20 protein-coding genes are annotated in these 20,660 nt (G+C 58.1%); 8 read left to right on the top strand and 12 right to left on the bottom strand.

Features of this window, described 5'->3' with window-relative positions:
- Window positions 1–48: 48 nt before the first annotated feature.
- A complete protein-coding gene (gene mdoC, locus AC1M2H_RS17025) occupies window positions 49–1,212 on the bottom strand; it encodes a glucans biosynthesis protein MdoC (RefSeq protein WP_480148266.1) in 1,164 nt (387 codons plus the stop codon).
- A gap of 252 nt (window positions 1,213–1,464) precedes the next feature.
- Between mdoC and mdoG the strand changes: the two genes are divergently transcribed.
- The 3 genes from mdoG (at window position 1,465) to AC1M2H_RS17010 (ending at window position 5,833) form a co-directional block, all read left to right on the top strand.
- Entirely contained in the window at window positions 1,465–3,018 is a 1,554-nt protein-coding gene (mdoG, locus tag AC1M2H_RS17020) for a glucans biosynthesis protein MdoG (RefSeq protein WP_480148265.1), read from the top strand.
- Window positions 3,011–5,539 carry a glucans biosynthesis glucosyltransferase MdoH gene (gene mdoH, locus AC1M2H_RS17015; protein WP_480148264.1) on the top strand — a complete coding sequence of 843 codons (2,529 nt, stop codon included), beginning with the start codon at window positions 3,011–3,013 and terminating at the stop codon, window positions 5,537–5,539. Before mdoG ends, mdoH begins: the two co-directional genes overlap by 8 nt.
- Window positions 5,540–5,605: 66 nt before the next feature.
- Window positions 5,606–5,833: a YceK/YidQ family lipoprotein gene (locus AC1M2H_RS17010; RefSeq protein ID WP_480148263.1), complete on the top strand. Its 228-nt coding sequence runs from the start codon at window positions 5,606–5,608 to the stop codon at window positions 5,831–5,833.
- Here the strand turns inward: AC1M2H_RS17010 and AC1M2H_RS17005 are convergent, their stop codons facing one another.
- The 3 genes from AC1M2H_RS17005 to AC1M2H_RS16995 all read right to left on the bottom strand — a co-directional run bounded on the left by AC1M2H_RS17005 (window position 5,834) and on the right by AC1M2H_RS16995 (window position 8,635).
- The gene (locus AC1M2H_RS17005) at window positions 5,834–6,220 is read right to left on the bottom strand and encodes a MysB family protein (protein ID WP_480148262.1); all 387 of its coding nucleotides are present in this window, start codon (window positions 6,218–6,220) and stop codon (window positions 5,834–5,836) included.
- A 91-nt stretch (window positions 6,221–6,311) separates the two neighbouring features.
- On the bottom strand, window positions 6,312–7,562 hold the full coding sequence (gene mdtG, locus AC1M2H_RS17000; RefSeq protein WP_480148261.1) for a multidrug efflux MFS transporter MdtG: 1,251 nt from the start codon (window positions 7,560–7,562) through the stop codon (window positions 6,312–6,314).
- Window positions 7,563–7,711: 149 nt separating this feature from the next.
- Window positions 7,712–8,635: a Kdo(2)-lipid IV(A) acyltransferase gene (locus AC1M2H_RS16995; RefSeq protein WP_480148260.1), complete on the bottom strand. Its 924-nt coding sequence runs from the start codon at window positions 8,633–8,635 to the stop codon at window positions 7,712–7,714.
- Between the two features lie 209 nt (window positions 8,636–8,844).
- Here AC1M2H_RS16995 and trhO point away from each other — a divergent pair, with 209 nt between their 5' ends.
- On the top strand, window positions 8,845–9,909 hold the full coding sequence (trhO, locus tag AC1M2H_RS16990) for an oxygen-dependent tRNA uridine(34) hydroxylase TrhO (protein WP_480148258.1): 1,065 nt from the start codon (window positions 8,845–8,847) through the stop codon (window positions 9,907–9,909).
- Here trhO and AC1M2H_RS16985 read toward each other — a convergent pair.
- The 7 genes from AC1M2H_RS16985 to mdtH form a co-directional block, all read right to left on the bottom strand.
- Window positions 9,895–10,008 carry a YceO family protein gene (locus AC1M2H_RS16985; protein ID WP_426815119.1) on the bottom strand — a complete coding sequence of 38 codons (114 nt, stop codon included), beginning with the start codon at window positions 10,006–10,008 and terminating at the stop codon, window positions 9,895–9,897. The genes trhO and AC1M2H_RS16985 overlap by 15 nt on opposite strands.
- A gap of 73 nt (window positions 10,009–10,081) precedes the next feature.
- On the bottom strand, window positions 10,082–11,200 hold the full coding sequence (gene solA, locus AC1M2H_RS16980; RefSeq protein WP_480148257.1) for an N-methyl-L-tryptophan oxidase: 1,119 nt from the start codon (window positions 11,198–11,200) through the stop codon (window positions 10,082–10,084).
- A 126-nt stretch (window positions 11,201–11,326) separates the two neighbouring features.
- On the bottom strand, window positions 11,327–11,581 hold the full coding sequence (gene bssS, locus AC1M2H_RS16975) for a biofilm formation regulator BssS (protein WP_480148256.1): 255 nt from the start codon (window positions 11,579–11,581) through the stop codon (window positions 11,327–11,329).
- 390 nt (window positions 11,582–11,971) lie between these two features.
- Window positions 11,972–12,223: a DNA damage-inducible protein I gene (gene dinI, locus AC1M2H_RS16970; RefSeq protein ID WP_426815118.1), complete on the bottom strand. Its 252-nt coding sequence runs from the start codon at window positions 12,221–12,223 to the stop codon at window positions 11,972–11,974.
- A gap of 71 nt (window positions 12,224–12,294) precedes the next feature.
- Window positions 12,295–13,341 carry a dihydroorotase gene (gene pyrC / locus AC1M2H_RS16965; RefSeq protein WP_480148255.1) on the bottom strand — a complete coding sequence of 349 codons (1,047 nt, stop codon included), beginning with the start codon at window positions 13,339–13,341 and terminating at the stop codon, window positions 12,295–12,297.
- 123 nt (window positions 13,342–13,464) lie between these two features.
- Entirely contained in the window at window positions 13,465–14,025 is a 561-nt protein-coding gene (locus AC1M2H_RS16960; protein WP_480148254.1) for a lipoprotein, read from the bottom strand.
- A 104-nt stretch (window positions 14,026–14,129) separates the two neighbouring features.
- Entirely contained in the window at window positions 14,130–15,338 is a 1,209-nt protein-coding gene (mdtH, locus tag AC1M2H_RS16955; protein ID WP_480148253.1) for a multidrug efflux MFS transporter MdtH, read from the bottom strand.
- Between the two features lie 229 nt (window positions 15,339–15,567).
- Here mdtH and rimJ point away from each other — a divergent pair, with 229 nt between their 5' ends.
- From rimJ to murJ, 4 genes are all read left to right on the top strand, one after another.
- Entirely contained in the window at window positions 15,568–16,152 is a 585-nt protein-coding gene (rimJ, locus tag AC1M2H_RS16950) for a ribosomal protein S5-alanine N-acetyltransferase (protein WP_480148252.1), read from the top strand.
- Window positions 16,153–16,161: 9 nt separating this feature from the next.
- Window positions 16,162–16,809 (top strand): YceH family protein, encoded by a 648-nt coding sequence (locus tag AC1M2H_RS16945; protein ID WP_480148251.1) that lies wholly within the window; start codon window positions 16,162–16,164, stop codon window positions 16,807–16,809.
- Between the two features lie 2 nt (window positions 16,810–16,811).
- Complete coding sequence (locus tag AC1M2H_RS16940) at window positions 16,812–17,735, top strand: Gfo/Idh/MocA family protein (protein ID WP_480148250.1); 924 nt, start codon at window positions 16,812–16,814, stop codon at window positions 17,733–17,735.
- 111 nt (window positions 17,736–17,846) lie between these two features.
- Window positions 17,847–19,382: a murein biosynthesis integral membrane protein MurJ gene (gene murJ / locus AC1M2H_RS16935; protein ID WP_480148248.1), complete on the top strand. Its 1,536-nt coding sequence runs from the start codon at window positions 17,847–17,849 to the stop codon at window positions 19,380–19,382.
- Between the two features lie 53 nt (window positions 19,383–19,435).
- Here murJ and AC1M2H_RS16930 read toward each other — a convergent pair whose 3' ends face one another.
- On the bottom strand, window positions 19,436–20,650 hold the full coding sequence (locus AC1M2H_RS16930; RefSeq protein ID WP_480148247.1) for an MFS transporter: 1,215 nt from the start codon (window positions 20,648–20,650) through the stop codon (window positions 19,436–19,438).
- Window positions 20,651–20,660: the final 10 nt, after the last annotated feature.

The following is a 20,660-nucleotide window of genomic DNA, read 5'->3' as shown; positions in this document are numbered from 1 at the left end:
TCTTCGCCGATCCGGCGGGGCTGCGCGCCTGGCGCGGCCCCGATGAGGCTATCCGTTGGCCGAAACCTGCGATTTCGCCGTTTTAGTCTCGAATTTGCCCGAAAAGAGGAAGCGCAGCAGCGGGATCCGCAGATGAATTTCGTAGAGGATCAGCGCAATCCCCACCACAAAAATCAGACCGGCGATAAACCCCAGGGTATTCGATTTGATGGCCGGAGCAACCCACGCGCCGTACAGTAGGGTGAGCGGGTGGTGCACGAGATAAATGAACAGGGATGCGTTGACAAAATAGGTCACCCGCGCCGAACGGAAGTTCAGCAGGCGGTGGCCAAGAGAAAACACCACGTTCACCATCCACAGGCCGAGCACCATAGTGATAACGTACTCGGTTTCAAACATCCACGCGTCCCCGGAGCCATACTGCTGGTTGAGGCGATAGGCGATAAAACCCAGCAGCGCCCCGACGAAGCACCACGGAGAAGGCTGCGTAAACAGCGCCTTCAGGCGCGGGTTAATGAAGGTCTGCGCCCCGAGAATGAAGAAGGGCAGGTAGAACAGCGTCTGCATAACGATAAAATTAAACAGGCCGTTGCTGAGAATCGGCGGGTAGAGGATAAACAGCGTGCGGCGGATCAGCGCGTAGAGCACGCCGAGCGCGAGAAAAATCATCGATAGCTGAGACAATGTGACGGTGTCACCAAAGGTCGCGCCGCCTCCGGTACGCCGCCCGGTGAGCCATTTGAACAGCACCACGCCGAGGGTGGTCAGCACCACCAGCACCAGCAAAAACCATAGATGCGAGATCAGCTCCCAGACGAGGGTGTTGAATTTGTCATACCCCGAGAGGGCGTGCCAGCTATCGGCTTTACCGTTGACGTACTGCAGCATAATAAACTGCGGCAGGGTCAGCAGCGGGATGGCGGTTAGCAAGGGGATGCCTACGCGCTCGACCCGCACCTTCCACCATTTTTTAAGCGGGTAGCGCAGAAAAAGCATGTAGGAGAAATAGCCGGAAATGACGAAAAACACCTGCATGCGGAAAGCATGAATAAAATCGTTGAACAGCGTTAGCCACCAGGAGGGCTCGGCGCTATTAACATGCCAGCTGTGGCTGGAATAGATAAGCGATATGTGAAAAGGTATGCCCAGCAACATTAACCACGCGCGGATGCTATCGAAGAAATATTCACGTTCTACTGGCGCATTATTCATACAGTTTCACTACATTCTCAGACAATTCGTCTTATCACTCAAGGTGATAACGTTTAAATTCTCAGCAACCCTACATCAACTCTGGATATCTGTCTCCAGGATAAGCACGCAAAATGCAAAAGTGACAGACAACTGTCCATTACCTGTACTGCTAAGCTGAACAAAGCAGGGATTATGTTGTCGGATTGCCTGAATTTCCATTAAAATAGATCGGATCGATTTAAGCACACAAAGGGGGAAGTGCTTACTTATATGAAACATAAACCACAGATGATGAAAATGCGCTGGTTAAGCGCAGCCGTAATGTTGTCCCTGTGTACTTCATCTGCATGGGCGTTTAGCATTGATGACGTTGCAAAAGAGGCAAAATCGTTAGCCGGGAAGGGCTATGAAGCGCCGAAGAGCAACCTGCCCTCCGCTTTCCGCGACATGAAATACGCGGACTACCAGCAAATCCAGTTTAACCACGATAAAGCATACTGGAATAACCAGAAAACCCCGTTCAAACTTGAATTTTATCATCAGGGTATGTACTTCGACACGCCGGTCACCATTAATGAAGTGACTGCCAGCAGCGTGCACAAGATCAAATATAGCCCGGACTACTTCAATTTTGGCAGCGTCCAGCATGACAAAGACACGGTAAAAGACCTTGGCTTTGCCGGGTTTAAAGTGCTGTATCCGATCAACAGCAAAGATAAGAATGATGAAATTGTCAGCATGCTCGGAGCCAGCTACTTCCGCGTACTGGGCCAGGGCCAGGTTTATGGGCTCTCCGCTCGCGGGCTGGCTATCGATACCGCGCTGCCTTCAGGCGAAGAGTTCCCGCGTTTTCGCGAGTTCTGGATCGAGCGTCCAAAAGCGACCGACAAGCGTCTGACGATTTATGCTCTGCTCGATTCCCCGCGTGCAACCGGAGCATACCGTTTTGTCATTATGCCGGGCCGCGATACCGTGGTTGACGTGCAGTCGAAGGTATACCTGCGCGATAAGGTCGGCAAGCTGGGCGTTGCGCCGCTGACCAGCATGTTCCTGTTCGGGCCAAATCAGCCCTCTCCGGCGACGAACTACCGTCCGGCGCTGCACGACTCTAACGGCCTGTCGATTCTCGCCGGCAACGGGGAGTGGATCTGGCGTCCGCTGAACAATCCGAAGCATCTGGCCGTCAGCAGCTACGCGATGGAAAATCCGCAAGGGTTTGGCCTGCTGCAGCGCGGACGTCAGTTCTCCCGCTTTGAAGATCTCGACGACCGCTACGATCTGCGCCCGAGCGCGTGGATCACCCCGAAAGGCGATTGGGGCAAAGGTAAAATCGAGCTGGTTGAAATCCCAACCAACGATGAAACAAACGATAACATCGTGGCCTACTGGACGCCGGATCAGCTGCCGGATGCGGGTAAAGAGATGAACTTCAAATACTCGATTACCTTCAGCCGCGACGAAGACAAGCTGCACGCGCCGGATAACGCCTACGTCATGCAAACCCGCCGTTCCACCGGCGACGTGAAGCAGTCAAACCTGATTCGTCAGCCGGACGGCACCATCGCGTTCGTCGTCGATTTCACCGGCGCTGAGATGAAAAAAATGCCGTCAGATACGCCGGTAACGGCGCAGGCGAGCATTGGCGACAACGCGGAAATCGTTGAGAACACGGTGCGTTATAACCCGATCACCAAGGGCTGGCGTATGATTCTGCGCGTGAAGGTGAAAGATCCGAAGAAAACTACGGAAATGCGCGCTGCGCTGGTCAATGCCGACCAGACGCTGAGTGAAACCTGGAGCTATCAGCTGCCTGCCAATGAATAACATAACCAAGTACATTGACGCCTTACCGCTGCCGGGTGCGGAGAAATCCGCACTGCCTGATACCAGCCTGAAGGCGGTACATGACGCGCTGGACGCCGATCGTCACAACTTTCCCCGCGAAGAGGACTCCCCTCTCGGTTCGGTGAAATCGCGGCTGGAGCATAGCTGGCCAGACGCGCTGGCGGGCGATCAGCTCATCAAAGATGATGAAGGCCGCACCCAGCTGCACGCCATGCCGAAGGCGAAACGCTCCTCCATGTTCCCGGATCCGTGGCGGACCAACCCGGTTGGCCGCTTCTGGGATCGGCTGCGTGGACGCGATGTCACCCCGCGCTACCTTTCTCGCCTGAGCAAAGAAGAGCAGGAAAGCGAACAGAAATGGCGCACCGCCGGTACCATCCGTCGCTACATTCTGCTGCTGCTGACCCTGGCGCAGACCGTCGTCGCGACCTGGTACATGAAAACCATTCTGCCGTACCAGGGCTGGGCGTTAATTAACCCGGCCGACATGGTGGGGCAGAACCTGTGGGTTTCATTTATGCAGCTGCTGCCGTATATGCTGCAAACCGGCATTCTGATCCTCTTTGCGGTGCTCTTCTGCTGGGTATCCGCGGGATTCTGGACGGCGCTGATGGGCTTCCTTCAGCTGCTGATGGGGCGCGATAAGTACAGTATTTCCGCCTCCACCGTTGGCGATGAGCCGCTGAATCCGGAGCATCGGACGGCGCTGATCATGCCTATCTGCAACGAAGACGTCGATCGCGTTTTCGCCGGTCTGCGCGCCACCTGGGAATCGGTGAAGGCGACGGGCCAGCAGCAGCACTTCGACGTCTACATCCTGAGCGACAGCTATAACCCGGATATCTGCGTCGCGGAACAAAAGGCGTGGATGGAGCTGATTGCCGAAGTGCAGGGCGAAGGGCAGATTTTCTATCGCCGCCGCCGCCGCCGCGTGAAGCGCAAAAGCGGTAACATCGACGACTTTTGCCGCCGCTGGGGCAGCCAGTATAGCTACATGGTGGTGCTGGATGCCGACTCGGTGATGACCGGCGAGTGTTTGACTGGCCTGGTGCGCCTGATGGAAGCGAACCCGAACGCCGGGATCATCCAGTCGTCGCCGCGCGCCTCCGGAATGGACACCCTCTACGCCCGCTGCCAGCAGTTCGCGACCCGAGTATACGGCCCGCTGTTTACCGCCGGTCTGCACTTCTGGCAGCTTGGCGAGTCGCACTACTGGGGCCATAACGCCATTATCCGCGTCAAACCGTTCATCGAGCACTGCGCGCTGGCGCCGCTGCCGGGTGAGGGCTCCTTCGCCGGATCGATTCTGTCGCACGACTTCGTCGAAGCCGCGCTGATGCGTCGCGCCGGCTGGGGCGTATGGATTGCCTACGACCTGCCGGGCTCCTATGAGGAGCTGCCGCCGAACCTGCTGGATGAGCTGAAGCGCGACCGTCGCTGGTGTCACGGTAACCTGATGAACTTCCGCCTGTTCCTGGTTAAAGGCATGCACCCGGTACACCGGGCGGTGTTCCTGACCGGCGTCATGTCCTACCTCTCCGCTCCGCTGTGGTTTATGTTCCTCGCCCTGTCGACCGCGCTGCAGGTGGTGCACGCGCTCACCGAGCCGCAGTACTTCCTGCAGCCGCGCCAGCTGTTCCCGGTCTGGCCGCAGTGGCGTCCGGAGCTGGCGATCGCGCTGTTTGCCTCGACGATGGTGCTGCTGTTCCTGCCGAAGCTGCTGAGCATCATTCTGGTGTGGTGCAAAGGGTCGAAGGAGTACGGCGGGTTTATCCGCGTGACGCTCTCGCTGCTGCTGGAGGTGCTGTTCTCGGTGCTGCTGGCGCCGGTGCGCATGCTGTTCCACACCGTGTTCGTGGTCAGCGCGTTCCTCGGCTGGGAAGTGGTCTGGAACTCGCCGCAGCGCGATGACGACTCCACTCCGTGGGGCGAAGCGTTTATGCGCCACGGTTCCCAGCTGCTGCTGGGCCTGGTGTGGGCCGTCGGCATGGCGTGGCTGGACCTGCGCTTCCTGTTCTGGCTGGCGCCGATCGTCTTCTCGCTGATTCTGTCGCCGTTCGTGTCGGTGATTTCCAGCCGCTCGACCGTTGGTCTGCGCACCAAACGCTGGAAGCTGTTCCTGATCCCGGAAGAGTATTCCCCGCCGCAGGTGCTGAAGGATACCGATGCTTATCTGACCCTGAACCGTCAGCGTTCGCTGGATGATGGCTTTATGCACGCCGTGTTTAACCCATCGTTTAACGCGCTGGCAACGGCAATGGCCACCGCTCGCCACCGCCACGGCCCGATCCTCGAGATCGCCCGTGAGCGTCACGTTGAGCAGGCGCTGAACGAGACGCCGGACAAGCTTAACCGCGACCGCCGTCTGGTGCTGTTAAGCGATCCGGTAACGATGTCGCGCCTGCACTATCGCGTATGGGCCGCGCCGGAGAAATACTCTTCGTGGGTGGACGCCTATGACCAGCTAACGCTGAATCCGCTGGCGCTAAAAACGAAGTAAGCCGCGCGTTAAGAAAAATACCGGCAATGTTGCCGGTATTTTTTTCTCCAGGAGCTGAGATTACAGATGAGAATTTTGCTGGTCATCGTCATGACCGTGTTACTCAGCGGCTGTGGCAGCATTATTAGCCGCACGGTGCCGGGGCAGGGGCATGGCAATCAGTATTACCCCGGCGTCCAGTGGGACGTTCGCGATTCATCGTGGCGCTATATCACCATCCTCGACCTGCCATTTTCACTGGTGTTCGACACGCTGCTGCTGCCGCTTGATGCGAGCCATGGACCCTACAATTAGCTAGCGCTCGTCCCACTCATCGGCCGCCGTCTGACCCTCTTCCGTATCCAGAGAGGGTTCAAGCTGGAACTCGCCTTCGTCCCATTCGTGGAGCGTATTCTCCTCCAGCCACTCCTGGCGAAGCTCTATCTCATCGTAGTCGCCGTCAAAAACGCTCTGCGCCGCTTCGCCGCTGAGTATCGGCAGGCACTCTCCTTCTCCTTCATCATCGGCAAAGAACTCGGCCTGCCAGGCGATATCGCCATCCTGCAAAACGTACTTCTGGATATTTAGCTGTTCGACGTTGGCGCTCTCTTCGTCGCTATCCGGATTATTGGCCAGGTACTCTTCGCGGGCCGCATCGATAGCTTCTTCGAGCGTGGCATAGAAAACGGAATCCTTTGGCATGGCTAACCCCCTAAGAAGAATGAGAAATGGACTCGATTCAATCTATAGAAGTCGGCGGGCGATGCGTCAAGGGGAAGGGCGCCTTGCCGACCTAATTTACCGAACGATCGCCGGAGCCCCGGCCGTCAGAGGGTTCGCTGCTTCGCGGCTGGCGTAAGGTGATAGTCGAATAGATGGCGTTAAACATCACCACGCAGGCGGTGACCAAGAAGACCGCCCGGAAGCCATAGTTGGCGGAGACGGAGGCGCCGATGAGCGGGCCGGTGACGTTGCCAATATCGCGAAACGACTGGTTATAGCTGAAGATGCGGCCGGCGACCTGGCTGGTGGAGTTGTACACCAGCAGCGTTTGTACCGCCGGTAGCAACGCGCCGTCGGCGGCGCCGAGCAGAAAACGCAGGACGCCCAGCTGTAGCGGGGTCTGGACGAATGACATCGGGATGAGCAGCAGCACGGAGAGGATCAGCGCCACGATGAGGATTTTTTCCGGCCCGATGCGGTCGCCCAGCCTGCCGAGACGCGGGGCGCTGATCAGGGCGGCAACCCCGGGAACGGAGGCGATCATCCCGCTGATAAAGGCAATATTGCTGATATCCCCGCTCAGATCCCGTACGTACAGCGTCAGGATCGGCGCAATTGACCCGGTAGCGACCTGGATAATCAGGGTGGTAACGAACAGGCTGAGCACCAGTTTTGGGCTTTTCAGCGAGGAGAAAACCTCTTTGGCGCTGAGCATCTCTTTTTTCGCCACCGGCGCAAACTGTTCGCGAATGAAGAACAGCGTCAGGAGGAAGCAGGTAAACAGGACCCCGGCGGTGAGAAAGAAGACCGGGCGCAGGCCCCATAGATCGGCGAGAAAGCCGCCGGCCAGCGGGCCAAGCAGGGCGCCGCTGACGGCGCCGGTGGAGAGCGTCCCCAGCGCCCAGCCGCTCTTCTGGCGCGGGATTTGGGTGGCGATAAGGGCGTTGGCGTTCGGCACAAACCCGCCTAATAATCCCAGTAGCGCGCGCAGCAGCAGAAATTGCCAGATATTTTGCGCCAGCCCCATCAGCACCATGACGATAGCCATGCCGAGTGCGGAACGGAGCAGCATGATTTTGCGCCCCTTGCGGTCGGCCAGTCCGCCCCAGAACGGCGAGGCGACGGCGGAGAAAAGAAAGGTAATGCTGAAGACCAGCCCCGACCACATATTCAGGGCCGCGTGGCCCGTGACGCCGAGCTGTTCAACGTAAAGCGGAAGGAACGGCATCACCAGGCTGAAGGCCGCGCCGGTCAAAAAACAGCCGAACCAGGCGACGGTAAGATTGCGTTTCCAGTTAACGGGTAGATCGGCAGACGACATAGGATCCCACTGGCCTGCGCCGCAGGTCAAAAGTTGAAAATATGAGCCTGCTAATTATGCGCCTGAGAAACGGTTGCCGCAATGGGAGAGCGCGTTTAATGCTAAGGTCGTGGCCCCCGAAACGGGGGCTTTGTGCGGAGTAACGGCGGTTATTCGTAGCGTGAAGGGACGCCGGGCGGGCGCGACTTGAAGCGGCGGTGCATCCACATATACTGCTCCGGCGCCATCAGAATGCACTTCTCGACGATATGGTTCATCCATACGGCGGTCGTTTGCGGGTCATCCAGCGGCGGATCGCACTCCGGCGGCAGAATAATCAGCTCGTAGCCTTTGCCATCGGGCTTGCGGCGCGGCACGAAGGGCACGACGCAGGCTTTCGACATTTTTGCCAGCATCCAGGTACCGGACGTGGTGGCGGCCTGGTCGACGGCGAAAAACGGCACAAAGACGCTGGAGGCCGGGCCGTAGTCGTGATCCGGCGCGTACCAGATAACGTCGCCTTTTTTCAGCGCCCGCACCATGCCCTTCAGATCCTTACGGTCGATCATATCCTTGTTGGAGCGCAGTCGTCCCCACGTCTGCAGCCAGTCGATGACCGGATTATCGTTCGGACGATAGACGCCAATCCCCGGCTCATTCATCCCGAACATGCGGGCGCCCATCTCTAGGGTGAGGAAGTGGATACCGATCAGCAAAATGCCGCGCTTTTGCGCCTGCACGGCCCGGATATGTTCGACGCCAATAGAATCCGTCCAGCGCGCAATGCGCCGCGTGGGCCAAAACCAGGCCATGCCGGTTTCCATCAGGCCCATGCCAACGGATTCAAAGTTTTGTCTGATTAGCTGATGGCGCTCCTGCTCGCTCTTCTCGGGAAAGCAGAGCTCCAGGTTGCGATAGGCAATTTTCGCCCGCCGGGTCATCAGGCGCATCGCAAGGCGGCCCAGGGCGGTGCCCAGACGATAAATCAGCGGATAGGGAAGTTGGACAACTAACCACAGCAGGCCGATTCCTGGCCAAAGTAGCCAATAGCGTGGGTGTAGTAACGCCATGGTAAATTTAGGTAAATGGGTCATCTCATACCTGTTCAATTAAGCAACGCGTTCTATTATCGCATTTTTTTATGGTTCAGCCAAAACGAGCGGCCCGGTTGGCATTTATTGTTAAATCATAGCTAAGGTTGCTATCAAAAATGTAGCGCGAAATGTAGGGATGTAAATTAACGCCTTTTACTATATGATGCCGGCCGTTTGTTTTACTCATTTTTATGTCGAGCAGGTACACCATGCCAGTGTTACATAACCGCATTTCAAATGAGACGTTAAAAGCGCAGATGCTGGCCGAGACCGAGCCGCGCACGACGATCTCTTTCTATAAGTACTTCACTATCGTTGACCCAAAAGCGACGCGCGACGCCCTGTGGATTGCGCTCACAAAGCTAAACGTGTTTGGCCGTATTTACCTGGCCCACGAAGGGATCAATGCGCAAATCAGCGTCCCGCAAAGCCGCGTCGAGGCCCTGCGCGAATATCTGTACGCTTTCAACCCGGCGCTGGAAGGGCTGCGCATGAATATCGCTCTTGACGATGACGGGAAATCGTTTTGGGTGCTGCGCCTGAAGGTGCGCGACCGAATTGTTGCCGACGGTATCGATGATGAGACATTTGATGCCTCTAACGTCGGTGACTACCTGAAGGCGGCGGAAGTTAATGCGATGCTGGATGACCCCGACGCGGTCTTTATCGATATGCGCAACCATTACGAATACGAAGTGGGGCATTTCGAGAAGGCGATGGAGATTCCCGCCGATACTTTCCGCGATCAGCTGCCGAAGGCGGTGGAGATGATGCAGGAGCATAAGGATAAAAAAATCGTTATGTACTGTACCGGCGGCATCCGCTGCGAAAAAGCCAGCGCCTGGATGAAGCACAACGGCTTCAGTAAGGTCTGGCACATTGAAGGCGGCATCATTGAGTACGCGCGTCGCGCGCGCGAGCAGGGTCTGCCGGTACGCTTTATCGGTAAAAACTTTGTTTTTGATGAGCGCATGGGCGAACGTATTTCTGACGATATCATCGCGCACTGTCACCAGTGCGGCGCGCCCTGCGATAGCCACACCAACTGCCTGAACGACGGCTGCCATCTGCTGTTTATTCAGTGCCCGAGCTGCGCGGAGAAGTTTGCCGGCTGCTGCAGCGAATCCTGCATGGAGGAGCACAAGCTGCCGGAAGAGGAGCAGCGCAGGCTGCGCGCCGGGCGTGAGAACGGGAATAAGATCTTCAATAAGTCCCGCGGACGTCTGAATACCAAACTGGGGATCCCGGATCCTGAGCCTTCAGAAAAACCATAGCCAGACAAGGTCGATGACCGCCAGCAGCAGCCACAGCGCGAGATAAATCATAAAGTGCTCGCGGACGTTGTTGATCAGTAAGTCATACAGGCGACGCATAGGATCTCTCAGTGATAAACGGCCTCCGGTGAGGCCGTTTTTTTATCGGCGCGCGGGCACCGCGGGGTGGCTATTATTGCTGAAAGCGCGCCAGCGAGAAGGAGGTCAGATCAAAGGCCGGCGATTCTCCCTGGGCAAACTGGACGGCAATCTCGCCCAAAACCGGAGCAAATTTAAAACCATGACCGCTTAATCCGCTAATCAGCAACGTCTGCGGATGACCGGGGAGGGTATCGATAATGAAATCCTCATCCGGCGTATTGTCGTAGGTGCAGGATGCGCCGTGCAGGCAGCCGCCAATGCCGGGCAGGACGTTGCGCAGGAAATTGAATGATTCCGAACCGTCCGTCGCTACGCTGCCAAACGGCGTACGTTCTTCCGCGCTGGAGATGAGCTGCCCGCCGTTGTGTTTGCCGATTTTCAGTTCATTATCCTCCGCCGGGAAGCCGTAGAACTGATCGCCGTTGGGCAGCTCGCCGGTAAACGCCGGAAAGTTATTTTTGCTGCTGTAGCGGCCATCGGCCTGGAACCAGGCGAAGATTTTGCGCACCGGCTGAACCGGCAGCTCAGGCAGCAGGCGGGTCACCCAGGTACCGGCACTGATCAGCAGCTTTTTCGCGCTGTACTGACCATCCGCGGTGTCGATAGTAACGCCATCCTGGTGATGATGGATCGCGGTGACCGGACAGTTGAACAGCTGCGCACAGCCTGCTTCACGAGCCAGGCGAATCCAGGTTTCAACGGCCAGCTCGCTGCGCAGGACGCCTGATGCCGGTTCAAATACCCCGCGATAGCCTTCTGGCACACGAATTTCCGGCCAGCGGGCCATAATAGCCCGGGCGTCCATCTCCTCAACGTTGAGCGCAAATTCGCGCGCGCTGTTCATGACGTTAGTGAGAAACGCGGATTCGGCCGGGCCGAGGTTAATCACCCCGGTACGCTCAAAAACGGCTTCACCGCTGAGGGTGGCCAGTTCGTCCCACAGCTGCTGCGCCCGCAGCACCAGCGGGACATAGCGTTCACCTTCACCATAGGCGTGGCGGATAAGGCGCGTGCTGCCGTGATGGCTGCCTTCCTGATGCGGAGGCTGGTGGGCGTCGGTCATCAGTACGTTGAGTCCTGCGCGACGAGCGTAATAGCCTGCGGCGGCGCCGGTTGAGCCGCTGCCGATAATGATGAGGTCGTATTGCATGGTATGTTCCGGGTTTTTGCTTTATTAGCAGGGTAATTAACAACCCGCACTTATACAAGTCTGAAAATAAATCAGGCACCAATTCGGTGCCCGTTTAGTTAGAGTATATGGATGACAGCAGAATCACTAATGTCTGCGGTACTCATTGACCTGGTATTCACCTGCTTCAATCTTGGCAATGCCGGCTTCAAGGATAGAAATAAATTGACGTGCGACGTCCGTCGTCAGCCATAAAGTCTGGCCAATTTCAGCTTCATTACAGCTTTCATGAGTGGGGTTCTGGTAGTGCAGGCGCAGCATCAGCGCGTCGTAGCTATCTACGGTGCTGATGTCCCATCCGACGAGGGGATGGGTCTGGATGACTTCATTATTCTTTTCCATCATAACCCCTTATTCATATGTTAAAAGACAACAATTCTCGAGGTTTAATGCATGTTTTCTGAAGCAAGTTAATTATATCAGGAGTTAAGTATAAACTCGAGAAATTAACGCAAACGGGGCGAGCTTTTCTCTTTTTGTCGCTTTTTTGCGCAAATCTTGTCCCGCTGTACGTTATTTTGTAAGGAAATAATCAGCAAATTAAAGAAAAGTCTGAGTATTGGCGAAGGGAATAAAAAAAGCCGGGGCGACCCGGCAAAAAAAGCACAATGAGGGAGCAAATTAATTTGCTGTACCGGTCAGGCTTCGAACCGCATGAGCATTGCGCGGGCAAAAGCCTCGATTAATCGCCCGAGGCGTTCTGCGCCGCCGCTGTCATGCAGCCCGAACGACTCAGGGTACGTCGTGGATAAACCAGTCATCAGCGCTTTCCCAGGTTTCCTGCAGGATTTCGCTTATCCGGTCTTTATCTTCTTTAAGGCCACCGATAACGGAAAGATTGTTAGCGGTGGCGAAGCGTACGGTTACCTGGCTTGGTTTGGCCGGGAACTGCCGATCGATTCGTCGGGAGAGTTCGCTATTCAGCGCTTCTAAAGCGCCGCTCGGTAAGGCGGTAGTTTTGGCGATAGAGACTTCGATACGCATGATGGCCCCCTGTGCAATATGCTGTTTATTTATACAGTATCTTTTCTCTATTTACAACAGAGGGCGGCGTTTTATTTTTTCATCGTCCAGCGTACGGTTTCACCGGCGAGGAAGGGGACCAGCGTGTAGTTGGGCAGTGCGATGCTCTCCGCCACAACGCTCTCTTCGCGTACCAGCTCAACGAAGGTTTCGTTGACCGGCAGACCGTAGAAGCGCGGGCCGTTAAGCGAGCAGAACGCCTCGAAGTGCGGCAGCGCATTCATCTCTTCAAACACCGTCGCGTAGCTACCCAGCGCGGTTGGCGCATTAAAGCAGCCGGCGCAGCCGCAGCTGGTTTCCTTGCGGTGGCGGGCGTGCGGCGCGGAGTCGGTACCGAGAAACGCGCGGGTAAAGCCGCTGGCGACCAGCTCGCGCAGCGCCTGCTGGTGAACGTTACGTTTCAGGATCGGCAGGCAGTAAAGGTGCGGGCGAATACCGCCGACCAGCATGTGGTTGCGGTTAAACATCAGGTGCTGCGGCGTAATGGTGGCGGCCAGCAGCTCGTTGCCGTCGCGAACGTACTCTGCGGCATCCCTGGTGGTGATATGTTCGAATACCACCTTCAGGCCCGGCAGACGCTGGCGCAGATGCTCCATCACCGTTTCAATAAAGCGCGCCTCGCGATCGAAGATATCGATCTCCGCGTGCGTGACTTCACCGTGTACCAGCAGCGGCATGCCGAGTTTTTCCATGCGCTCAAGCACCGGCATAATGGTATCGATGCTGGTTACGCCGTGGCTGGAGTTAGTGGTGGCATTGGCCGGATAGAGTTTAGCCGCGGTGAACACGCCGGCCGTAAATCCGCGCTCCAGCTCGGCGGGATCGAGCGTATCGGTCAGGTAGCAGGTCATCAGCGGGGTAAAGTCATGCCCGGCGGGCACGGCGTTAAGGATTCGCTGGCGATAGGCGACGGCGGCTTCAACGGTGGTGACAGGCGGCGCCAGATTCGGCATCACGATCGCCCGACCGTAAAACTCGCTGGTGTAGGGCACGGCGGTTTCCAGCATATCGTCATCGCGCAGATGGATGTGCCAGTCGTCAGGGCGACGGATTTTCAGTACCTGGGGTTGTGCTGTCATGGAAGGCTCCGGCTAATAGGTTCAGTCATCAGGGCTGTTTTTCACCGGGCACAAAGGATAAGCGTAAACGTTTTCCTTTGCATCAACTTCCGTAAAAAAACGGGCGCCGGGGCGCCCGTAAGGTTAATTGGTGAAGGGGATGATTATCTCACCCGGCTTGACCTCGATGCCTTTGGCGTATTTTTTCGCCAGCGCTTCGCCGGTGCTGGCATCTTCGCGCAGAACGTAGGCGGGCTGCTGATTAAAATAGCTGCGCAGGGATTGATTCAGGTAGGGGATCAGCGTCTGCACGACCGATTGCAGCTTCTCCGGCGCGACTTTCGCATCGACGACTTCCATCTCCTGCAGGAAGATCGCTCCTTTTTCCTTATTGAACACCGGCAGCGCCTTCAGCTTGAGGTCAATAGTGGCTTTTTGATTGCCGAACAGCGAATTGAGATCGAGGTTGGCCACGCCGCTGAGGGTCACTTTATTCGGCTCTTCGCGACCAATCGCACTGGTTAAATCGTGCAGCTCGATATGCGCATCCGCCACGCCCGGCAGGCCGATATCCTTGGCGAAGTGATTGCGTTTCTGCAGCGCCTGGTTAATTTCCTGTTCGCTTACCGAATATTGCGTAAGCTGGTTACAGCCGCTCAGGAGACCGCTTACGATCAGCGCGGCCGCGATAAACATCTTTTTCATTGGGTTCCTTAACGTAATGCGATGGGCTCATCCTGACACAAAGCAGCATGGCCTGCCAGCATCGTAGGCGCTAGCGGAAAATGCTGAAAATCAGCCATGCTGAATCAGGTGCGCGGCTCCAGCATACCGGAGGCTGAACGCTTCGCGCTGAACTGCCACCACAGGGCGATAAAGGTGATAAAGCCGATAATACCCAGCATCAGCCACGGCAGCTCCGGCTGATTGACCGCTTTACCGGCGTCAAACAGCCACCCGCCGCCGGCGTAGCCGAAGGCGCCGCCAAAGGCCAGCCCCAGCCGGCTAAAGCCCATGTAGCTGCCGCGCGCGCGGGCATCGGCCAGCGAGGCGCCCAGAGTTTCACGGGCGGGTTCAGCGATAATCGAACCCATATAGAAAATGCAGATCAGCGTAAACAGCTGCTGCAGGTTGCTGGTTAGGCCAATCGGCAGCATGGCGAGCGTCATGACCAGCAGGCCGGCCATCAGCCGGTGCTCCAGCCGATAGCGCTTTTCGCTCCAGCGGGCAATTGGATACAGCAGCGTCAGCGAGATCGTCGCCTCAATGGCATACATCCATTTGACCGCCGAAGGGGAGCCCGCGATGTCGTTGACCATAATCGGCAGCATCAGCATTACCTGCACCGCCAGCATGTAGTAACCGGTGAGCGTCAGGACATAGGTCACGAAGCGCCTGTCGCGCAGCACGCGCCCCAGCCCCTCGCGTACCGGCGTTTTCACCGTCGACAGCTTCCAGGCCGGGAGATACCAGGCGTTAAATCCGGCGCAGGCGACGAACAGCGCCGCGCCTACGCTGCAGACGAGGCGAAAATCGTACTGTAACAACCAGCTGCCGAGCAGAGCGCCGATGACCGCGCCGGCGCTGTCCTGCATCATCAGGAGCGAAAAGAAGCGGCCGCGCTGATGCGGGCGCACCAGCTTCACCACCAGCGCCGCGCGCGGCGGGTCAAACAGCGTCCCGCCGAGGCCCGAGAGAATGCAGGAGAACCACAGCACCCACGGCTCATGGGCCACCGCCATCGCGGCAAAGCCGCCCGCGCGCATCAGCATGCCGGTAACGATCATCGGTTTGGCGCCGAAACGGTCGGCCACCGCGCCGCCAAAAATCCCCAGCCCCTGCTGCACCAGCTGACGCAGGCCGAGGGCGATCCCAACCATCAGCGCGGCCCAGCCCATCTGGTCGACAAAGCGAATGGAAATCAGCGGGAAGACGACAAAAAAGCCGAGAACGACCAGCATATTGTCGACCAACAGGAAGTATTTACCCAGGCTCCTTGCCTGCGATACGCGGGACATTTCCCCTCCTGGGAAAATAGAGATTAGCCCTTCTAGTGTGCGGGGAAGCCCGGGCGTTTCCCAGCGGACTTGCGACAATATTTTTTTATCAAAAAGCAAGTTTGATAGAGGCTATTCATCGAAAAGGGGAGATGGTGCAGAAAATGGTATGTTGCTGTTTTCACTCCGCCGTTCAGGACAGGTATAGTGAAGGGAGCAGGGTAATCAGTCAGGGGAACAGGAGAGGGAAATGTTTGGCTATCGCAGTAACGTACCAAAGGTGCGTTTGACGACGGACAGGCTGGTCACGCGGCTGGTTCACGATCGTGACGCCTGGCGTCTGGCCGACTACTACGCGGAGAATAAAGGGTTCTTAAAGCCCTGGGAGCCGGTGCGCGACGACAGCCACTGCTACCCCTCCGGCTGGCAGGCGCGCTTGTCGATGATTTCGGAGTTTCATAAACAGGGTTCGGCATTCTATTTTGCGCTCCTCGATCCGCAAGAGAAAGAGATAGTCGGCGTGGCGAATTTTTCAAACGTGGTGCGCGGCTCGTTTCACGCCTGCTACCTCGGCTACTCCATCGGTGAGAAGTGGCAGGGGCAGGGGCTGATGTTTGAAGCGCTAACCTCGGCAATTCGCTATATGCAGCGCACGCAGCATATTCATCGCATTATGGCCAACTATATGCCGCACAATCAGCGCAGCGGCGCTTTGCTGGCGCGTCTTGGCTTTGAAAAAGAGGGCTACGCCAAAGATTATCTGTTAATCGATGGCCAGTGGCGTGACCACGTACTGACGGCGTTGACGACACCGGACTGGATCCCGGGTCGCTAAGGAGAGAGCATGAAATATCAGTTAAGCGCGCACGAAGCGCGCGTTATTGGCTGTCTGCTGGAGAAACAGGTCACGACGCCGGAGCAGTATCCTCTATCGGTCAATGCGGTGGTGACCGCCTGTAACCAGAAAACCAACCGGGAGCCGGTGATGTCGCTCAGCGAAAGCGATATTCAGGATCTGCTGGATACGCTGGTTAAGCGCCACTTTCTGCGCACGGTGAGCGGGTTTGGCAACCGGGTGACCAAATACGAGCAGCGCTTTTGCAATTCCGAGTTCGGCGATCTGAAACTGACGCCGGCGGAGGTGGCGGTGGTCACGACGCTGCTGCTGCGCGGCGCGCAGACCCCGGGTGAGCTGCGCAGCCGGGCGCAGAGAATGTACGAATTCAGCGATATGGCGGAAATCGAAAGCGTACTCGAGAAGCTGGCTGGCCGTGATGACGGCCCGTTCGTCGCCCGTTTGCCCCGCGAACCGGGGAAACGCGAAAGCCGCTACATGCATCTGTTCTGCGATGATATGGACTCGCTGATTACGGCGGTAGAAGCGGTATCGCCGTCGGGAGACGATCTCCAGACGCGGGTTGAGGTACTGGAGGCCGAAGTGGCGGAACTAAAAGAGCGGCTGGCATCGCTGCTGGCCCATCTGGGGGATTAATCGTGACGGCGAAACTACGCGTTGGAGTGGTGGGACTGGGCGGCATTGCGCAGAAGGCCTGGCTGCCGGTATTGGGCGCTGCGGACGGCTGGACGCTGCAGACGGCCTGGTCACCGGGTAAAGAGAAGGCGCTGCGCATCTGTGAAACCTGGCGCATTCCCTACGCCGATTCCCTGGAGCAGCTGGCGGCGCAATGCGACGCGGTCTTTGTCCATACTTCGACGGCCTCGCACTTTGAGGTCGTCAGCCGGCTGCTTAATGCCGGAGTGCATGTCTGCGTGGATAAACCGCTGGCGGATAAGCTTAGCGAAGCCGAATCCCTGGTTGAGCTGGCCGTCCGCCGCGGGCTGACGCTGATGGTAGGATTTAACCGCCGCTTTGCGCCGCTGTATCGTGAGCTGAAGGCGCATCTGGATGACGCCGCCTCGCTGCGCATGGATAAGCATCGTAGCGACAGCGTCGGTCACGATCTGCGCTTTACCCTGCTTGACGACTATCTGCACGTGGTCGATACCGCGCTGTGGCTGGCGGACGGCAAGGCGCGTCTGAGCGGCGGCCTGCTGCAAACCACCGCCCAGGGCGAAATGCTCTATGCCGAACACCGCTTCAGCTCGCCGCAGCTGGAGATCACCACCAGCATGCACCGGCGCGCCGGCAGCCAGCGGGAGTGGGTGCAGGCGGTTACCGACGGCGGCCTGTATGAAGTTCGCGATATGCGCGAGTGGCAGGAGGAGCGCGGCCAGGGCGTGGTGCAGCGTCCGGTTCCCGGCTGGCAAACCACCCTTGAGCAGCGCGGATTTGTCGGCTGCGCGCGTCATTTTATCGAATGCGTGCAAAATCAGACGGTTCCTGAAACCGCTGGCGAACAGGCGCTGCTGGCCCAGCGCATCGTTGAAAAGCTGTGGCACGAGGCGATGAGCGAATAATTCGTTGTAACAACTGGCAGTAGTATTTCATGACGAACCCGGTAGACTATCGCCACTTTCCAGCGCCCGCCATTGCGGGCGTTTTACTTCAGGGTTGTGGAAAACACCTTAATGAACCTTTTAAAATCACTGGCGGCAGTCAGTTCGATGACCATGTTTTCGCGCGTGCTGGGCTTTGCGCGAGACGCCATCGTCGCGCGTATTTTTGGCGCAGGCATGGCGACGGACGCCTTTTTTGTGGCGTTCAAATTACCCAATCTGCTACGGCGTATTTTTGCCGAAGGCGCGTTTTCTCAGGCCTTTGTGCCGATACTGGCGGAATATAAAAGCAAGCAGGGCGAAGACGCCACCCGCGTATTCGTGGCCTACGTTTCGGGTCTCCTGACGCTGGTGCTGGCGGTGGTTACCGTGCTCGGCATGCTGGCCGCGCCCTGGGTCATCACCGTGACCGCGCCGGGGTTTGCCGACTCCCCGGATAAATTTGCGCTGACGACGCAGCTGCTGCGCATCACCTTCCCCTATATTTTGCTTATCTCGCTGGCCTCGTTAGCCGGCGCGATCCTCAATACCTGGAACCGCTTTTCCGTTCCCGCCTTTGCGCCCACCTTTCTTAACGTTAGCATGATTGGCTTTGCGCTTTTTGCGGCGCCGTATTTCCACCCGCCGATGCTGGCCATGGCGTGGGCGGTCACCGTCGGCGGCGTGCTGCAGCTGGCCTATCAGCTGCCGCATCTGAAAAAAATCGGCATGCTGGTGCTGCCGCGTATCAGTCTGAAAGACGCCGGTGCGATCAGGGTGGTGAAACAGATGGGGCCGGCGATCCTCGGCGTATCCGTTAGTCAGATTTCGCTGATTATCAATACGATTTTCGCCTCTTTCCTCGTTTCCGGGTCGGTCTCCTGGATGTACTACGCCGATCGTCTGATGGAGTTTCCCTCCGGCGTACTGGGCGTGGCGCTGGGGACGATCCTGCTGCCGTCGCTGTCAAAAAGCTTCGCCAGCGGCAATCATGACGAGTACTGCCGGCTGATGGACTGGGGGCTGCGCCTCTGCTTCCTGCTGGCCTTGCCGAGCGCGGTAGCGCTGGGGATCCTCGCGAAGCCGCTGACGGTCGCCCTGTTCCAGTACGGCAAGTTTAACGCTTTTGATGCGGCCATGACCCAGCGCGCGCTGGTGGCCTATTCCGTCGGGCTGATGGGGCTGATTGTCGTGAAGGTCCTGGCGCCGGGGTTCTACTCGCGCCAGGATATTAAAACGCCGGTCAAAATCGCCATCGTCACCCTGATTATGACCCAGGTGATGAACCTGATCTTTATCGGCCCGCTGAAGCATGCCGGCCTGTCGCTCTCTATCGGGCTTGCCGCCTGCCTCAACGCCGCGCTGCTCTACTGGCAGCTGCGTAAGCAAAAAATATTCACCCCGCAGCCGGGCTGGTTTACCTTCCTGCTGCGTCTGGTGATTGCGGTGCTGGTGATGTCCGCGGCGCTGCTCGGGATGATGTCTATCATGCCGGAGTGGTCCCAGGGGACCATGCCGTTCCGCCTGCTGCGCCTGATGGCGGTGGTGGGGGTGGGCGTGGTGGCCTATTTTGCCAGCCTGCTGCTGCTGGGCTTCCGGGTGAAAGAGTTTGCCCGACGCACGGCCTGATGCTAAACGCCGGGTAAGAAAAAGACCCGTTCCGCAGCGCGGAGCGGGTTTTTTTATTCTCCCGCCCGCTCTAGCGCCGCGATCCGCGCGTTTTCCAGCAGGCGAATCGCAAGGGCGATAGCGCCCGCGGCTACGGCGAGGATCGTCACGCCGCTCCAGCCGGCTATCACGTACAGTTTGCTGCCGAGCACGGAACCGAGCGACATGCCAATAAAGACCCCGGTGAACAGCAGGGCGTTGAGCCTGCCGCGGGCCTGCGGTTCCAGGCCGTAGACCAGATTCTGGTGCGCCACGAGGCTTGACTGCAGCCCAAGGTCGAAGCCGATAGCCGCGATAGCGATTAGCACCAGCTGGCCGTGGGGCGGCAGCGCCGGCATCAGGAGCATCAGGGCAAAAGAGAGGGTAACCAGCGCGGCGCCCATCTGGGTGACCTTGCCTGCGCCGTATTTATCCGCCAGTCCGCCGGCCAGCGGCGCGGCAAGCGCTCCCGCGGCCCCGGCGATGCCGAATCCGCCGGCCACGGCGCTGCCCAGCTGATAGCGTTCGAACAGCATCACCGCCAGCGTTGACCAGAAGGCGCTGAAGGCGACGGAGAGAAAACCCTGCGCCAGCGCGGCGCGGCGCAGAGCGGGGTAACGCCGCCAGAGATGCGCCATCGACTTCATCAGCTGCGGGTAGCTTAGCGCGGAGTGGATTTCAAACCGCGGCACCACGCGCCATATCAGCAGGCCAATCAGCGCGATGCTCACCGCCGCGGCCTGGTACATTACTCGCCAGCCAAACAGCGCGCCGACCACGCCACTCACCGTTCTTGAGAGCAGAATGCCCAGCAGCAGTCCGGTCATGACCGTGCCCACCATTTTCCCCTGTTTCCCCGCCGGAGCGAGGATGGCGGCCGCCGGAACGATATCCTGCGCCATTGTCGCCGCCATGCCGATCAGCAGGCTGACGATTAGCAGGGAAGCGAGCTGCCCCGTCAGGCTACACAGCAGCAGGAGTACGGCCAGCGCCGCGCTTTTCAGTAAAATCAGCGTACGGCGGTCATGACGATCGCCCAGCGGCAGCAGAAACAGAATACCTAGCGCATAGCCCGCCTGAGTCAGGGTTGGCACCAGCCCCATGCCTTCGACGCTGAGATGCAGGTTGGCACCCATTAATGGCAGCAGCGGCTGGGCGTAGTAAATCGAGGCAACGCTAAAGCCGGCGCCCAGCGCGAGTATGAAGATAATCCAGCCGGCTTCACGGGAGGATAGGGTTGTCGGTGCCATGGTAAAGCCC

Source organism: Klebsiella sp. F11 (assembly GCF_056712265.1).
This window is presented reverse-complemented; position numbering and strand designations above follow the sequence as displayed.

Coding starts and splice junctions, on each gene's coding strand:
- mdtH (WP_480148253.1), bottom strand. CDS start 15,338: ATGTCCCGCGTATCGCAGGCAAGGAGCCTGGGTAAATACTTCCTGTTG.
- AC1M2H_RS16985 (WP_426815119.1), bottom strand. CDS start 10,008: ATGCGTCGCCTGTATGACTTACTGATCAACAACGTCCGCGAGCACTTT.
- mdoC (WP_480148266.1), bottom strand. CDS start 1,212: ATGAATAATGCGCCAGTAGAACGTGAATATTTCTTCGATAGCATCCGC.
- AC1M2H_RS16945 (WP_480148251.1), top strand. CDS start 16,162: ATGAAATATCAGTTAAGCGCGCACGAAGCGCGCGTTATTGGCTGTCTG.
- mdtG (WP_480148261.1), bottom strand. CDS start 7,562: ATGTCGTCTGCCGATCTACCCGTTAACTGGAAACGCAATCTTACCGTC.
- AC1M2H_RS16930 (WP_480148247.1), bottom strand. CDS start 20,650: ATGGCACCGACAACCCTATCCTCCCGTGAAGCCGGCTGGATTATCTTC.
- murJ (WP_480148248.1), top strand. CDS start 17,847: ATGAACCTTTTAAAATCACTGGCGGCAGTCAGTTCGATGACCATGTTT.
- bssS (WP_480148256.1), bottom strand. CDS start 11,581: ATGGAAAAGAATAATGAAGTCATCCAGACCCATCCCCTCGTCGGATGG.
- AC1M2H_RS16960 (WP_480148254.1), bottom strand. CDS start 14,025: ATGAAAAAGATGTTTATCGCGGCCGCGCTGATCGTAAGCGGTCTCCTG.
- dinI (WP_426815118.1), bottom strand. CDS start 12,223: ATGCGTATCGAAGTCTCTATCGCCAAAACTACCGCCTTACCGAGCGGC.
- solA (WP_480148257.1), bottom strand. CDS start 11,200: ATGCAATACGACCTCATCATTATCGGCAGCGGCTCAACCGGCGCCGCC.
- AC1M2H_RS17005 (WP_480148262.1), bottom strand. CDS start 6,220: ATGCCAAAGGATTCCGTTTTCTATGCCACGCTCGAAGAAGCTATCGAT.
- rimJ (WP_480148252.1), top strand. CDS start 15,568: ATGTTTGGCTATCGCAGTAACGTACCAAAGGTGCGTTTGACGACGGAC.
- pyrC (WP_480148255.1), bottom strand. CDS start 13,341: ATGACAGCACAACCCCAGGTACTGAAAATCCGTCGCCCTGACGACTGG.
- mdoG (WP_480148265.1), top strand. CDS start 1,465: ATGAAACATAAACCACAGATGATGAAAATGCGCTGGTTAAGCGCAGCC.
- trhO (WP_480148258.1), top strand. CDS start 8,845: ATGCCAGTGTTACATAACCGCATTTCAAATGAGACGTTAAAAGCGCAG.
- AC1M2H_RS17010 (WP_480148263.1), top strand. CDS start 5,606: ATGAGAATTTTGCTGGTCATCGTCATGACCGTGTTACTCAGCGGCTGT.
- mdoH (WP_480148264.1), top strand. CDS start 3,011: ATGAATAACATAACCAAGTACATTGACGCCTTACCGCTGCCGGGTGCG.
- AC1M2H_RS16995 (WP_480148260.1), bottom strand. CDS start 8,635: ATGACCCATTTACCTAAATTTACCATGGCGTTACTACACCCACGCTAT.